The 13,584-nt window shown below is 35.9% G+C and carries 17 protein-coding genes and 3 tRNA genes; 10 read left to right on the top strand and 10 right to left on the bottom strand.

Annotated features, from left to right (window positions below):
• Window positions 1-146 precede the first annotated feature (146 nt).
• The 5 genes from EGH73_RS11160 to trpS all read left to right on the top strand — a co-directional run bounded on the left by EGH73_RS11160 (window position 147) and on the right by trpS (window position 3,050).
• Window positions 147-527 (top strand): TraR/DksA family transcriptional regulator, encoded by a 381-nt coding sequence (locus tag EGH73_RS11160; RefSeq protein ID WP_089770723.1) that lies wholly within the window; start codon window positions 147-149, stop codon window positions 525-527.
• A 76-nt stretch (window positions 528-603) separates the two neighbouring features.
• On the top strand, window positions 604-849 hold the full coding sequence (locus EGH73_RS11155) for a DUF6576 domain-containing protein (protein ID WP_123281897.1): 246 nt from the start codon (window positions 604-606) through the stop codon (window positions 847-849).
• A 50-nt stretch (window positions 850-899) separates the two neighbouring features.
• The gene (locus tag EGH73_RS11150) at window positions 900-1,091 is read left to right on the top strand and encodes a DUF2683 family protein (protein WP_123281896.1); all 192 of its coding nucleotides are present in this window, start codon (window positions 900-902) and stop codon (window positions 1,089-1,091) included.
• On the top strand, window positions 1,091-1,735 hold the full coding sequence (locus EGH73_RS11145; protein ID WP_089770714.1) for a lipoprotein signal peptidase: 645 nt from the start codon (window positions 1,091-1,093) through the stop codon (window positions 1,733-1,735). The genes EGH73_RS11150 and EGH73_RS11145 overlap by 1 nt, the downstream gene beginning before the upstream one ends.
• Before the next feature lie 346 nt (window positions 1,736-2,081).
• On the top strand, window positions 2,082-3,050 hold the full coding sequence (gene trpS, locus EGH73_RS11140) for a tryptophan--tRNA ligase (RefSeq protein WP_123281895.1): 969 nt from the start codon (window positions 2,082-2,084) through the stop codon (window positions 3,048-3,050).
• Window positions 3,051-3,104: 54 nt separating this feature from the next.
• Here trpS and EGH73_RS11135 read toward each other — a convergent pair whose 3' ends face one another.
• The 6 genes from EGH73_RS11135 to EGH73_RS11115 form a co-directional block, all read right to left on the bottom strand.
• Complete coding sequence (locus tag EGH73_RS11135; RefSeq protein ID WP_123281894.1) at window positions 3,105-3,803, bottom strand: YjjG family noncanonical pyrimidine nucleotidase; 699 nt, start codon at window positions 3,801-3,803, stop codon at window positions 3,105-3,107.
• An 80-nt stretch (window positions 3,804-3,883) separates the two neighbouring features.
• A complete protein-coding gene (locus EGH73_RS14030; protein WP_184808101.1) occupies window positions 3,884-4,021 on the bottom strand; it encodes a hypothetical protein in 138 nt (45 codons plus the stop codon).
• Between the two features lie 47 nt (window positions 4,022-4,068).
• Window positions 4,069-4,659 carry an RNA polymerase sigma factor gene (locus tag EGH73_RS11130; protein WP_123281893.1) on the bottom strand — a complete coding sequence of 197 codons (591 nt, stop codon included), beginning with the start codon at window positions 4,657-4,659 and terminating at the stop codon, window positions 4,069-4,071.
• A 198-nt stretch (window positions 4,660-4,857) separates the two neighbouring features.
• Complete coding sequence (locus tag EGH73_RS11125; RefSeq protein ID WP_245985512.1) at window positions 4,858-5,274, bottom strand: hypothetical protein; 417 nt, start codon at window positions 5,272-5,274, stop codon at window positions 4,858-4,860.
• A gap of 188 nt (window positions 5,275-5,462) precedes the next feature.
• Window positions 5,463-6,743 carry a methionine adenosyltransferase gene (gene metK, locus EGH73_RS11120; RefSeq protein ID WP_089770719.1) on the bottom strand — a complete coding sequence of 427 codons (1,281 nt, stop codon included), beginning with the start codon at window positions 6,741-6,743 and terminating at the stop codon, window positions 5,463-5,465.
• A 198-nt stretch (window positions 6,744-6,941) separates the two neighbouring features.
• Window positions 6,942-7,895 carry a hydrogen peroxide-inducible genes activator gene (locus tag EGH73_RS11115; protein ID WP_123281892.1) on the bottom strand — a complete coding sequence of 318 codons (954 nt, stop codon included), beginning with the start codon at window positions 7,893-7,895 and terminating at the stop codon, window positions 6,942-6,944.
• Window positions 7,896-8,009: 114 nt separating this feature from the next.
• Here EGH73_RS11115 and EGH73_RS11110 point away from each other — a divergent pair, with 114 nt between their 5' ends.
• Window positions 8,010-9,500 carry a catalase gene (locus EGH73_RS11110; RefSeq protein ID WP_123281891.1) on the top strand — a complete coding sequence of 497 codons (1,491 nt, stop codon included), beginning with the start codon at window positions 8,010-8,012 and terminating at the stop codon, window positions 9,498-9,500.
• 178 nt (window positions 9,501-9,678) lie between these two features.
• Here the strand turns inward: EGH73_RS11110 and EGH73_RS14225 are convergent, their stop codons facing one another.
• From EGH73_RS14225 to EGH73_RS11095, 4 genes are all read right to left on the bottom strand, one after another.
• Window positions 9,679-9,978: an EamA family transporter gene (locus EGH73_RS14225; protein ID WP_449401684.1), complete on the bottom strand. Its 300-nt coding sequence runs from the start codon at window positions 9,976-9,978 to the stop codon at window positions 9,679-9,681.
• The gene (locus EGH73_RS11105) at window positions 9,933-10,553 is read right to left on the bottom strand and encodes a DMT family transporter (protein ID WP_245985509.1); all 621 of its coding nucleotides are present in this window, start codon (window positions 10,551-10,553) and stop codon (window positions 9,933-9,935) included. Before EGH73_RS11105 ends, EGH73_RS14225 begins: the two co-directional genes overlap by 46 nt.
• Window positions 10,550-11,197: a leucyl/phenylalanyl-tRNA--protein transferase gene (gene aat / locus EGH73_RS11100; protein ID WP_123281890.1), complete on the bottom strand. Its 648-nt coding sequence runs from the start codon at window positions 11,195-11,197 to the stop codon at window positions 10,550-10,552. Before aat ends, EGH73_RS11105 begins: the two co-directional genes overlap by 4 nt.
• 86 nt (window positions 11,198-11,283) lie before the next feature.
• Window positions 11,284-11,664 (bottom strand): DUF3127 domain-containing protein, encoded by a 381-nt coding sequence (locus EGH73_RS11095; protein ID WP_123281958.1) that lies wholly within the window; start codon window positions 11,662-11,664, stop codon window positions 11,284-11,286.
• A gap of 165 nt (window positions 11,665-11,829) precedes the next feature.
• Here EGH73_RS11095 and EGH73_RS11090 point away from each other — a divergent pair.
• The 4 genes from EGH73_RS11090 to EGH73_RS11075 all read left to right on the top strand — a co-directional run bounded on the left by EGH73_RS11090 (window position 11,830) and on the right by EGH73_RS11075 (window position 13,516).
• Window positions 11,830-11,911 (top strand) — tRNA-Leu (locus tag EGH73_RS11090).
• Window positions 11,912-11,951: 40 nt separating this feature from the next.
• Window positions 11,952-12,024 (top strand) — tRNA-Gly (locus EGH73_RS11085).
• Window positions 12,025-12,064: 40 nt separating this feature from the next.
• Window positions 12,065-12,148, top strand: a tRNA-Leu gene (locus tag EGH73_RS11080).
• A 474-nt stretch (window positions 12,149-12,622) separates the two neighbouring features.
• Window positions 12,623-13,516, top strand: a complete 894-nt coding sequence (locus EGH73_RS11075; protein WP_123281889.1) for a T9SS type A sorting domain-containing protein — start codon at window positions 12,623-12,625, stop codon at window positions 13,514-13,516.
• The last annotated feature ends 68 nt before the right edge of the window (window positions 13,517-13,584 follow it).

The following is a 13,584-nucleotide window of genomic DNA, read 5'->3' as shown; positions in this document are numbered from 1 at the left end:
CATATTACTTTTTTATTAAGGATTTATGAATTGAAGTATCAAGCGGATTATTTTTCGAATTTTATCTTTATTCTTGTCGACTGAAAATCTTGCGATGGCGCATCGCAAATTAAATTAAAATTTGAACAATTAATAACTAGATGGAAATGGCAGACGAAAAACTAAGATATAGTGACGCTGAACTTCAGGAATTTAAAAAATTAATTCAGGATAAAATTGCAAAAGCAGAGAATGATCTCGGCCTGATTAAAGAGAATTTTATCAATAATCAGAATAACGGAACTGATGACACATCCCCTACGTTCAAAGCTTTTGAGGAGGGTGCGGAAACGCTGAGCAAGGAGCAAAATGCCATACTGGCGTCTAGACAAGAAAAGTTTTTGCGCGATCTAAAACATGCACTGATCCGTATTGAAAATAAAACTTACGGTGTTTGCAGAGTTACGGGAAAATTAATCCCTAAAGAACGATTGCAAGCCGTTCCACACGCTACACTAAGCATTGAAGCAAAAAATATGCAGAGATAAATTACTCACTATTAAAAAATAAAGTCCGAATTTCTGATTCTAAAGATTGGAAATTGGGACTTTTTTATTATTACAAATGATGTTTTTAGTTATTATTTTGCCTGTAACTGTTGTTATCATTTATTTTGTCAGCAGAAATCAATCTGTAAAAAACATATTCCAAAAGGAAGAAAAATATTACACCATTGATGATGCGTTTAATGCCAAGAGAAAAGAACGGCAAGACGAAATTGATCATTTACTTAGTAAAATAGGCGAAAACGGACTTGCTGACCTCACAGAAAAAGAACGACAAAGACTGAATAAGTTATCTAAGAAATGAGTTACATTTGCAAAAATTTTTTCGCTCAGAAAAATAATTAATAAGACAAAATGGAATCTATCATTGTACATCCGAATAACTCTATGGAACTAACAGCACTGAAAAGTGTACTGAAGGAAATGGGCATCGAGTTTGAAAAATTTCACACCAGAAATCACTTTCATAACCAGAAAACTGTTAAAAAAATCAACGACAGAAACGAGAAAAAATCCCCAAAACCTAATAAACCTAAAGGATTGTAATGAAAAAAATTATCCTTATCACTTTTATTATCCTATTAATAGATCAGTTTTCCAAAATCTACGTCAAGACACATTTTTTTCTTGGTGAGAGCATCAATGTATTTGGACTGAACTGGTTTAAGCTAACCTTTGTAGAAAATCCAGGAATGGCATACGGACTTCATTTCGGTGGACTTTGGGGAAAATATGCTTTAATTATTTTGAGAGTAGCTTTGGCAATTGGAATGATTGTATTATTCAAAAAATGGATAAAAGAAGGAGCTTCAAATTATCTTCTGATTCCAATGGCAATGATTTTCGCAGGAGCGATAGGCAATGTTTTTGACGGAATTTTCTACGGTGTTATTTTCGATAGCGGAACTTCCTACGATGCAGAATCTGGTAATTGGATAGGCTACGATGGCATTTCAAAACTCACAGCTTTCGGGCACGGCTATTCGGATTTGATGAAAGGCTGTGTTGTAGATATGTTACATTTCCCTTTGGTTGATACAACCTGGCCAGATTGGATTCCTATTTTGGGCGGCAACAGAATTGAGTTTTTCAAATATATTTTCAACGTTGCAGATAGTTCTATAACGCTTGGCGCATTGTTTTTATATATTTTCCGTAAAAAAGCCTTTCCGAACGGCTTGGATTTTTAAAACTATTTGAAATGAAAGATATAGATGAAATTATTTAAAATTTAATCAAATATTCCTGTTACTTATAGTGGCAGGATTTCTTTTTATGTTTTTTGCCAATTATTCCATTGTAACGGCAAATGATACACTCATTTCATATTCTGCCTCTACGCTTCGAAAGTAAAAACCACTTTTGTTTCGGGAATTAATAAATTTTCGGGAACATCTTGCCAAAGCAAAATCTCAGTGGTCTAAATGAAGACTGAAATCAGACAAGCCAATACTTTGTTAAACATTATATCTTTCCTATTTTTGTGTACTGAATTTTAGAAAATCTAAAATCTAAAATCTAAAATCTAAAATCTAAATGTCTAGAATCCTGACCGGAATACAAGCCACCGGAACACCGCATCTCGGAAACCTTTTGGGAGCGATTATACCCGCAATCGAATTATCAAAAAAAGCAGAAAACGAATCTTTTTTATTCATTGCCAATCTGCATTCATTAACTCAGATTAAAGATGCAAAGGAGTTGAAACAAAATACCTACGAGATTGCTGCAGCATGGCTTGCGTGCGGACTGGACACGGAAAAAACCTTTTTCTACAGGCAGAGCGACATCCCGGAAACCTGCGAGTTATCTTGGCATCTTTCCTGCTTTTTTCCTTACCAAAGGTTGACTTTAGCGCATTCGTTCAAAGATAAAGCAGACCGTCTGCAGGATGTGAACGCCGGATTGTTTACATATCCGATTCTGATGGCTGCCGACATTTTACTTTATGATGCGGAGATTGTTCCGGTGGGCAAAGACCAGCTTCAACATCTGGAAATTGCAAGAGATGTGGCTTCAAGATTCAATAACCAAATGGGCGAAGTTTTTGTTTTGCCAAAAGCTGAACTGGAAGAAAACACCAAATACGTTCCCGGAATAGACGGCCAGAAAATGTCAAAGTCCAGAGGCAACATTATCAATATTTTTCTTCCGGAGAAAGATCTAAAAAAACAGGTAATGTCTATTGAAACGGATTCTACACCGCTTGAAGAGCCAAAAAATCCGGATACTGATAAAATATTTGCGATCTATCAACTCATCGCAACGCCGGAACAGACTGAAGAACTAAGAGCGAAATATCTTGCCGGAAATTATGGCTACGGCCATGCCAAAAAAGAATTATTGGAGCTGATTCTTATCAAGTTTGCAAAAGAAAGAGAAACATTCACCTATTATATGAATAATCTGGACGAACTGGAAGCAAAACTCCAAGAGGGTGCAGAAAAAACAAGAGTCATCGCAAATCAGACCATTAAAAGAGTGAGAGAAAGCTTGGGAATTTAAAATCTCACCTTAGAAAATTAAAATTCCTCTTCAAAAAATTGAAGAGGAATTTTTTTATAGATACTCTTTCAGTTCAGACAGGTTTTTGATAAATTTTAATCCTTCTTCCTGTGGATTTTCATCTAAAACATCAAAAAAAATCACCTCGATTCCAAAGTTCTGAGCACCTTTCACATCGGCTATCCAATCATCGCCTATCAAGATACTTTCAGATTTATCTGCTTTTGCAAGAGTCAAAGAATACTCGAAAATTTCCGGTCTTGGTTTTCTGATATTGACAGAATCTGCACTGGTAATCGTTTCAAAAAAATCGCCAATTCCGGACAAGATGCATTTCCTTTCCGTTACTTCCTGGAAGCCATTGGAAATAATGTGCATTTTGTAGTGTTTACCTTTTAGATAATTAAGAACCTCTAAAGCGCCATCTACCAGTTCATTATATTTCAGAATTTCGTCTAGGAAATGGTGTTCAAAATAATCAGCAAGCGTTGCATCATCTACTCCAAACTTTAAGAATGTATCATAGAAACGGTGTTTCCTAAGATAATTTTTATCAATATCTCCGTCTCGGATCTGCTCCCAAAGTCTTTCGTTAATGATATGATATGTGGAATGAAACTCCTCAAAATCGATCTGATATTGTTCTGCTATTTGCTGTTTTGAAAATAAATCTCTGATGGTGAGGTATGCATTCTTGCGGTGATCCCACAATGTATTGTCCAGGTCAAAAAAAATGTGCCTTATATTTTTCATAAGGCACAAATCTAATTAAATTTTTTATCCACGTAGGAAAGCTCCGTCATAAAATCAATTATTTAATCTAAAAATAAATTCTAGTTTTTAGAAACTAAAATCGTTTTCTTTAATTTAGTTTTTATTGGCTGAAGATTTTTGGAATACGACAGCAGAAAATCAATTGTTTCTTTTTTTGGTGTCAAAGCTTTTTTTGCTAAAGTGTCGTTTTTTTTCATAGGCAAAAACTTTACAACAATAACGCCAAAAAAAAATCTTTATTATATTATTTTGTTAAAATTATTTTATGCTCCTCCATGATTTTTCTAAGGTTGATAAGCGCATATCTCACTCGGCCAAGTGTTGTGTTGATGCTCGTCTCCGTGTGATCCGCTATTTCTTTGAAACTTAACCCATCAAAATATCTTAGTTTAATTACTTCTTGCTGGTTTTCCGGCAGCAAAACTAGCATTTTTAGCAGATCGTTATTAATTTGATTCTCTATCAGCAAGTCTTCTATATTACCATCTGGTTCCTTGATAATATCAAAAATAGAAAATTCTTCATTTTCAAAAGAGGTTTCAGAAATTTTTTTATTCTTAGACTGAAGACGGAAGTGATCTATAATCAAATTATGAGCAATCCTCTTTGCCCAGAGAATAAATTTATTCTCTTCTTTATATCTGCCTTCTTTTAGCGTAACGATAACTTTTATAAATGTATCCTGGAAGATGTCATTTGCCAGATCTTCATCCATCAATTTGTAGTAAATGAATGTGAACAGGTCTTTTTTGTGTCGGTTTATTAATGTAGAAAGGGCCTTCTCATCGCCATTCTGATATTGGAAAATCAGGTTGCTGTCCGTTTGCGTTTTCATAACTTTACTCTTACTTTTTGAACCCAACTATCAACTCAGATACTTTTGTGACTGGTTTGACAGGGCTCAGTTATTATTTTTTAAGAGTAGATTTTTTCTATACGCAAAATTTAGGTTTGTAAAAATAATAAAAAAGTCCAAACAAAACGTTAATGAATTGTTAAACTTTCGTTTTTGTTTAATTTGATTCAGAAAAAACTATTTAGTTAAATCATTAATAGCGACAATCGGGATATTTATTGTGAAATTGATATTAAACCCTTTCAGTTCTTTTCCATTGATTCCGCTTTTGTCCAGAGAAAAACCATAACCTCCCATCAGATCTACAATTCCGAAAAGACTGAAACCTACCTTTGGCGCAATATATTTATTGGTCGCTTCTGCGCCAGCTACGAAATAGTAGGAATGATACAAATCCACATTTCTTTCAAAGTTGAAAAGAAAATCAGCCTGAATTTTAGGCATTATAGCGAACTTGTGATTCACAGAGCCCATCAAGGCAGATAATCCTGTCCGGAAGACCACATCATCATTACTGAGAAAAAGCAATTTACCACCCACTTCTCCAAAACTGGAATTTTGGTAGGTGTAGCCGGCAGTAACTAACTTGTGCATTGTAACTTGTGACTTTGCAACGGCACAAAAGCTAAAAAAAAGAAGGGCAGAATATATAAATGATTTCATTGATTAATTTTAATTGTTCACAAAAATAGCAAAAGTGATGCTCGAATGGACGAGAAAATAAAAAAACTGCTTTATTCAAAAAAATAAAGCAGTTTCAAGATTTCTAAAGTTTGGATTTTTTACAATCCGAATTCTTTTTTGACATCGTCTACACGATCCAGCTTCTCCCAAGTGAAGAACTCAAGATCTTTCAATGTCAACTCATTTTTATGTCCTTTGTTGAAGGTTTTATCTGCTACGTAATAATCCTTACCCATATGACCATAAGCGGCTGTTTCTAAATAGATAGGATTTCTGAGTTTAAGATTTTTTTCTACGGCGTAAGGTCTTAGGTCAAATAATTTCTGAACTCTTTTTGCCAATTCCCCATCGTTGATGTCCAGTTTGGATGTTCCATAAGTGTTGATGTAAAGACCACAAGGCTCTGCCACACCAATCGCATAAGAAACCTGAACCAAAACCTCATCTGCAACACCAGCTGCAACCAGATTTTTAGCGATATGTCTTGTTGCGTATGCTGCACTTCTGTCAACTTTGGAAGGATCTTTTCCAGAGAAAGCACCACCTCCGTGAGCACCTTTTCCACCGTAAGTATCTACAATGATTTTTCTACCTGTAAGACCTGTATCTCCGTGAGGGCCACCGATTACGAATTTTCCAGTTGGGTTGATATGATATTTGATATCACCGTTGAACAATTCCTGAATTTCCGGCTTCTGTTTAGCCTTAACTTTAGGAATTAAAATCTCGATAATATCTTTTTTAATTTTAGCTAACATTGCTTCTTCGCTACCAAAATCATCGTGTTGCGTAGAAACAACAATACTGTCAATTCTTACTGGTTTATGATCATCAGAATACTCGATTGTTACTTGAGATTTCGCATCTGGGCGTAGGTAGGGAATTGCATTTCCTTCTCGTCGAAGATCTGCCAATTCTTTTAGAATTTGATGCGCAAGATCCAAAGCCAAAGGCATATAATTTTCAGTTTCATTGGTGGCGTAACCAAACATCATCCCTTGATCTCCTGCGCCTTGAGCATTGGCTCTGGCTTCGAAGTCCGTTTCATCCAAGGTTCTGTCTACACCTTGATTGATGTCCGGAGACTGCTCATGGATTGCTGAAATCACACCACAAGAATCACCATTAAACATATATTCACTTTTCGTGTATCCAATTTTGTTGATGACATCTCTCGCTATATGCTGTACATCTAGATAAGCTTCTGATTTTACTTCACCAGCCAGAACAACCTGACCTGTGGTAACTAAAGTTTCGCAAGCCACCTTTGAATTTTTGTCATAAGCCAAAAAATGATCGATAAGCGCATCGGAAATCTGATCGGCAATTTTATCCGGGTGTCCTTCTGAAACTGATTCGGACGTAAATAAATAAGACATATTATTCCTTTTATATTTTTAATTTTTGAGGCTGAAAAATACGGATTGCAAAAGGAACTAAAAGAGAAAAATCTGTTTTAGCATTTTTTATTGAGGTTGCAATCAGTCAAAGTTCTCCTCCGTTGTTCAAAATTCGACCGCAAAAATACACACAATAATTTAGATTTCAAAATCAATTCCTACTAAATGAATATGAATTTACTCAGGTTTGATACTGACGTAATTTTCAGAATCTTTATAGTAGTTAAGTCGTTTTTCCATAGAAACGCGGATCTCCGAAATCAACTCATCTATAATTTTCTGTTTGTAAGTAGGTTTGTAGTAAATCAAGCTTATTTCCCTGTAAGGAAAAGGCTTTATGAATCGTGAAACTTTTTGTTTTTGCTCTGCAGACAGTTGCTCCACTCCCATTTCTGGTAGAATCGTAATTCCGCCTACTTTATCTACCATTTGAATCAACGTGTTGATATTAGAAGCCAAAAATTCGAGATTACTTGGTTTCAGAGAATTTTCTTTCAGCTGACAGATGTTCTCGAATTGTGTTCTCAGACAATTACCTTCCTCCAAAAGCCACACCTTATCCACATCAATATCCTCAGGAACTACGAAACAATCTTTCCTAGCTCCAGCTTCCTGATTAGCAGAATATAACATCAATTCCTCATTGAAAAGAAAATCCTGATAGAACTCATCTGCCGCAGCGTAAGGTGTAGAAATGATTCCCGCATCCAATTCCCCGGATTTTAGAGCTTTTATAATGCTTTCCGTCGTCATTTCCTTGATATTCAATTCAATCTGAGGATTTTTCTTAAGGAAAGAAAAAATTTCATTGGGCAACACATAACTTGAAACGGTCGGTATGATCCCAAGATTTAGTTTTCCTGCAAGAATATTGTTCAGAAAATTGGCTTTGTTCTTTAATTCCATGACGGAATCGATCACTTTCTGAGCTTCCTTTATGATTTCTGCACCCGCATCGGTAGTTCTTATGGGATGCGTGGTTCTGTCAAAAATCTTGACATCCAGCTCATCTTCAAACTTTTGAATCATTGCGCTGAGCGTTGGCTGGGTAATAAAACAGGCTTGTGCAGCTTTTCCAAAATGTTTATATTTATCTACTGCAATCAGATATTCTAGCTGTTGTATATTCACGACTTAGTAATTAATTTTATCTATTACAAATATAATTATTAATTTGTTTCATAAATAGCTTTTTTTATCGAATTTCGCAAAATCAACAATGAAGTAAATCATAAAATCTAACATATGGAAAACAGAAAAAAACTCACAAACGCCGTTGGCTCACCTTATTACGAGCATCAGGATTCTCAAACTGTAGGACCGAGAGGCCCCGTTTTGCTACAGGATTTTATTCTACAGGAAAACCTTGCTCATTTTGTAAGAGAAAGAATTCCTGAGAGAATAGTCCACGCAAAAGGTTCCGGCGCATACGGTACTTTTACCGTGACCCACGACATAAGTCAATACACGAGAGCAAAATTGTTTTCCAAAGTTGGTAATGCTTGTAAAATGTTTGCAAGATTCTCAACTGTAGGTGGAGAAATGGGAAGTGCAGACACCGAGAGAGATCCTAGAGGTTTTGCCTTAAAATTCTACACCGAAGACGGAAACTGGGATCTGGTGGGAAATAACACACCTGTTTTCTTTATTAAAGATGCCAAAAAATTTCCAGATTTTATTCACACTCAGAAACGTGTCCCGAAAACCAACTTGAAAAGCAAAACAATGATGTGGGATTTCTGGTCACTCAATCCGGAATCGCTGCATCAGGTTCTAATCCTCATGTCGGACAGAGGAACGCCTCACGGCTACAGACATATGCACGGATTCGGATCTCATACTTTTTCTATGATTAATGATAAAAATGAGAGAACTTGGGTTAAGTTTCATTTCAAAACTCAGCAAGGCATCAAGAATTTTACGGATGCAGATGCAACTAAAATGAAGGGCGAAAATCCGGATTTTGCTCAGGAAGATTTAGTCAATGAAATAGAAGCCGGAAATTTCCCAAAATGGAAACTGTATATCCAGACAATGACCGAACAACAAGCCAAAGAATGGCGTTGGAATCCTTTTGATGTAACAAAAGTCTGGTTTCAGGACGAATTCCCATTGCAGGAAGTCGGTGTTATGGAACTCAATGAAATTCCTAGAAATTACTTTGTTCACGTAGAACAGGCTGCTTTTGCACCAAGTCATTTAGTGGACGGTATCAGTTTTTCCCCGGACAAAATGTTACAAGGCAGATTATTTTCTTATGCCGATGCGCACCGATACAGAGTGGGTGTCAATTTTCATCAGTTGGAAGTCAACAGATGTCCGTTTGCCGTAAACAATTTTCAAAGAGGAGGCGCTATGGCAGATGATTCCAATTATGGCGACAAACCAAATTATTATCCAAACAGCTTCAGCGACATAGAACCAGATAGCTCCTACAAAGCTTTTGAGTATGATTTGGACAATAGTCACGTTGCCCATTATGACAGAAATCAAAATGATGACGACCACTATACACAGCCGGGATTATTTTATACAAAAGCACTAAATCAGGAAGCGAGAACAGCTTTGGTCAACAACATTGTTGGTCACATGAGCGGTATTGACGGACCGAAACGTGACGAAATCATCAACCGCCAGCTTTGTCATTTTTTCCGTGCAAATATCGAATTAGGAATGAGAGTTGCGCAGGGATTGGGCGTTAATATCGATGCCAATACAATGAATCACACCAAGTAACAAAGACCTTAATATTCCGGAACGCTGCCTCACTTATTGAAGCAGCGTTTCTTTTTAGGAGCCGGGAACCTGCTGTCCACTATATCTTTTTTGCCTGAGCTTTTCCAAACCAAAAAAAAGGATGCCGTTCCCATCAGGGCTATGGTTTAACATATCTGAAATAAATCTTGTACAAAATCTAAGACTTCGCCTTGCTTCTAAGAAAAATCAACCCGGCAAGAATAATTATTGCACCAATCGTTTGTACTGCCGTTAGTTTTTCTCCATCCAAAATTCCCCAAATAATTGCCACAATAGGCATCAGCAAAGTTACTGTAGAAGCAAAAAGTGGTGTAGAGATGCTCAGCAATTTATAATTCATCATCATTGCCAAACCAGTCCCGAAAACAGAAAGCATTGCCACAAAACCAAGTCCCTGCAAAGCTCCCTGATTCATCTCAAAATCTCGGAAGAATCCGGAACGAGCACAACCAACGATGGCAATAGCAGGACAAATGAAAATACGAAAGCCGACATAATGGTCGCAGGAACTTCATGAAGCCTGGATTTCACTGTCGTGGTACTGATGGCGTACATTAATGTTGCCAAAAGCAATAATAAAATGGGAATAATTTTTAACTCACCACTGTCACCGCCGCCCAAGGCAAGAATACAAGCACCGATAAAACTAATTAAAACGCCAATCAATTGCCTTTTGGTAGTAGAGAACTTCCAAACCAAAGAACCCACAATAATTACAAATATTGGCATCATCGAATTAATGATTCCAGCAATACTACTCGTGATTTGAGTCTCAGCAATTGGAAACAAGAACATCGGAATAAAATTTCCCGAAACAGCCGCTATAATGAGCCACTTCAGATGTTTTCTCGGAAATTGTTTTATTTTGGAAACAGCGTAAGGCATCAGCACAAGTCCGGAAATCAATACTCTTAAGGCCCCAACTTCGTATGGATTGAAATGTTCAAGAGATTTTTTAATCAGTATAAATGATGATCCCCAGATTACGGACAAGCCTATCAGGAGAATCCACTTCAGTTTTTCAGTATTCAAGGTTTTTGTTGTTTTAAGATATTTAAATAATCAATTTTCGGAATCATTTTAGCACCTAGACTTTCAAGATGTTCAGAGTGGATTTGACAATCGATAAGTTCCCATTGGTTTTGATATTTGGTAGTGAAATAGATAAAGCCAGCTTTCGAAGCATTGGAAACTTTGGAAAACATACTTTCGCCACAGAAAACATTTCCGACTAAAATTCCATAAAATCCACCAACCAAATTGCCGTTTTGCCAGACTTCAAAACTTTTAGCTTTTCCATAATGGTGAAGTTTTACAAAAGATGCAATGAGTTCTTCATTAATCCAGGTTCCATCTTGTCCTTTTCTTTCTAATGTTTTACAATTTCTCATCACTTCTTCAAAACATCTATTTTCTGTAAATTCAAAAACCTCATCTCGCAGAATTTTTCTCATCGATTTTGAAATTTTAATTTCATTTGGAAATAAAACAAATCTCGGATCCGGACACCACCAAAGGATTTCTTCGCCTTCATTATACCAAGGAAATAATCCAATTTGATAAGCAAACCAAAGTCTTTCTGGTCTCAAATCTCCGCCAAAAGCCATTAATCCATCCTCCGAATCATAATGTTCCGGATCTGGAAAAGAAATATCATTAGGATCAAGTCTAAGCATTACATGATGTTGAGTTTATAAAAAACAATCCCTGCACTTATAAAAATACAGGGAAGTTGTTGTATATGATTTATTGATCAAATTAATTAGAAAGGTAAATCATCATCTTCATCCTCAGCGAAAACATTTTTATTTTCTGTAGCCGGTGCATTTTGTGATGGTGATGCTTCAGTAGGCCCATTGAAATCACTTCCTCCGTCTTTTTCCATTCTCCAAGCCGTGATAGAATTGAAATATTTCACTTCTCCCTGCGGACTGGTCCATTCTCTTCCTCTGATATTGATATGAACTTTGACTTTGTCGCCCACTTTATACTGATTAAGCAAGTCCACCTTTTCTGATAAAAATTCTATATTGATAGGTTGAGGATATTGCTCTTCAGTCAAAAGAACCATCTCTTTTTTTTGAAATCCGCTTGTAAAAGTTTGTAAATCAGAAATTTTCTTTATCGTTCCTGTTAATTCCATAATCTCGAAAAATTTTAAGTGTGTAAAGGTAACAAAAACAATTGATGATATTAAAACTTGAGAAAGCAAAAAAAATAAAAAAAACATCAAAATTATTTTGGAGAGAATGGAAAAGTCTCTATATTTGCACTCACCAAAACGAAAGAAAAGAAGTTCTTCAAAAATGCGGATGTGGTGTAATTGGTAGCCACGCCAGACTTAGGATCTGGTGCTGTGAGGCGTGGGGGTTCGAGTCCCTTCATCCGCACTATAACAAAGATTTCTAAAACTATTTAGAAATCTTTTTTGCGAAAATAGCTCAGCTGGTAGAGCACAACCTTGCCAAGGTTGGGGTCGCGGGTTCGAGTCCCGTTTTTCGCTCAAAAATAGAGGTTTACTTAAGCTTCTATTTTTTTTACCCGCCCTGGTGGTGGAATTGGTAGACACGCAGGACTTAAAATCCTGTATCCGCAAGGATGTACGGGTTCAAGTCCCGTCTGGGGTACTTAAAAGCCTTGATAATCGTTTGATTTTCAAGGCTTTTTGTTTTCTAAATATTAATATTTATGTAAATACTGCACATAATTTTTATGATAAAAAAATCCTAGTACATTTAGAACAATTATAATCTTCTAGTTTACTCATCAAAGACAACTTCTTTAGAATCTAGCAATAGAATTGGTTACAATTATTTTACATTTCCTAAAAAGCCAAGCCAACCAACTTCTAAATAAAATAAAATTAAAAGGGCTAGATGAATAACAAAATAATCGCACTTAACTATTAACAAGTAATCAAACTTTTGAACAATGTTATGCCCTTTTTGGATTCCATCATAAATGCCAACAGTTAAGAAGCAAACGATAATCAATACTGTTTTGGCATTTACTCAATGTTTATTAATCATTCTAGATATTATTTAGGAAAATGATAAGATTTGTCTATTTATCTTTAAATTCGCTTCCCTTTAATTTATTTTATGACTAAAATTTTATTCTCTATATCGGCGGTATTATCCACTCTGATATTTGGGCAGCAAAAAATATCTTTTGAAAGTTCGGAAGGGTATAATCTCGGATCGGTAGTTGGACAAAAAGAATGGGCGGTAAAAACAGACAATGTTCCAAACAGCAATTTTAAAGTAGTTACAGGCAAAGCAAGTGATGGGAACAATTCCGTAGAGGTAACCAGCACCAATCAATACACTGAAAACTTCACATTTCTTTTCAAAAAAATCCCGGAATATAATCGTCTTTCTGTTTCAGCAGATGTAAAATTGGAAAAGCTGGACAGCTCAGATTATTATCTACTTTCGTTATATTATAACAACAATGGTAATTATTCCTGGGCCGGTGGATTTAACTTCATGTTCAGTGGTAAATTATATGCTGATAGTGATGTCAATTTCAAAGATTTGGGAAGTTGGAGTCCCGGACAATGGTACAATCTGAGAATCGAGATCGATCATTTGGACGATAAAAATGTTAAATATTACCTCAATAATCAATTGGTTCACACCTCACCGCTTGGATCTAAAGTTATGAGAGCCAATGATCTTAATTTTGAATTTGATAATGACGGAAGCGGTTTCATTGTAGATAATATCATCATTCGAGATATGGATCAGATGGCAGTTTCCGATGTTTCCAGATCACAGATAAGCATTTATCCTAATCCAGCTTCGGAATTCCTCAATATCAGAACTGATGATAAGATCAAATCGGTTAGAATTTATAGCGCAACAGGTAATTTGGTAAAAACAGAAAATGATCATCTGTCAATACTCAATATTGCTTCTTTACCAAAAGGAAATTATATGGTAACTATCGAAACAGATAAAGGAAGTGAGACCAAAAAAATCATCAAGAAATAAGATAAAAATCTTCCTGTAAATCCTGCGGTAGTCAATTATACGACTGCCGTTTTTAATTTCCGAAAGCC

This window comes from Epilithonimonas hominis, assembly GCF_003730015.1.
Taxonomy (GTDB): domain Bacteria; phylum Bacteroidota; class Bacteroidia; order Flavobacteriales; family Weeksellaceae; genus Epilithonimonas; species Epilithonimonas hominis.
Note: the sequence above shows the minus strand (reverse complement) of the source record. Positions and strands in the feature narration are given on the sequence as shown.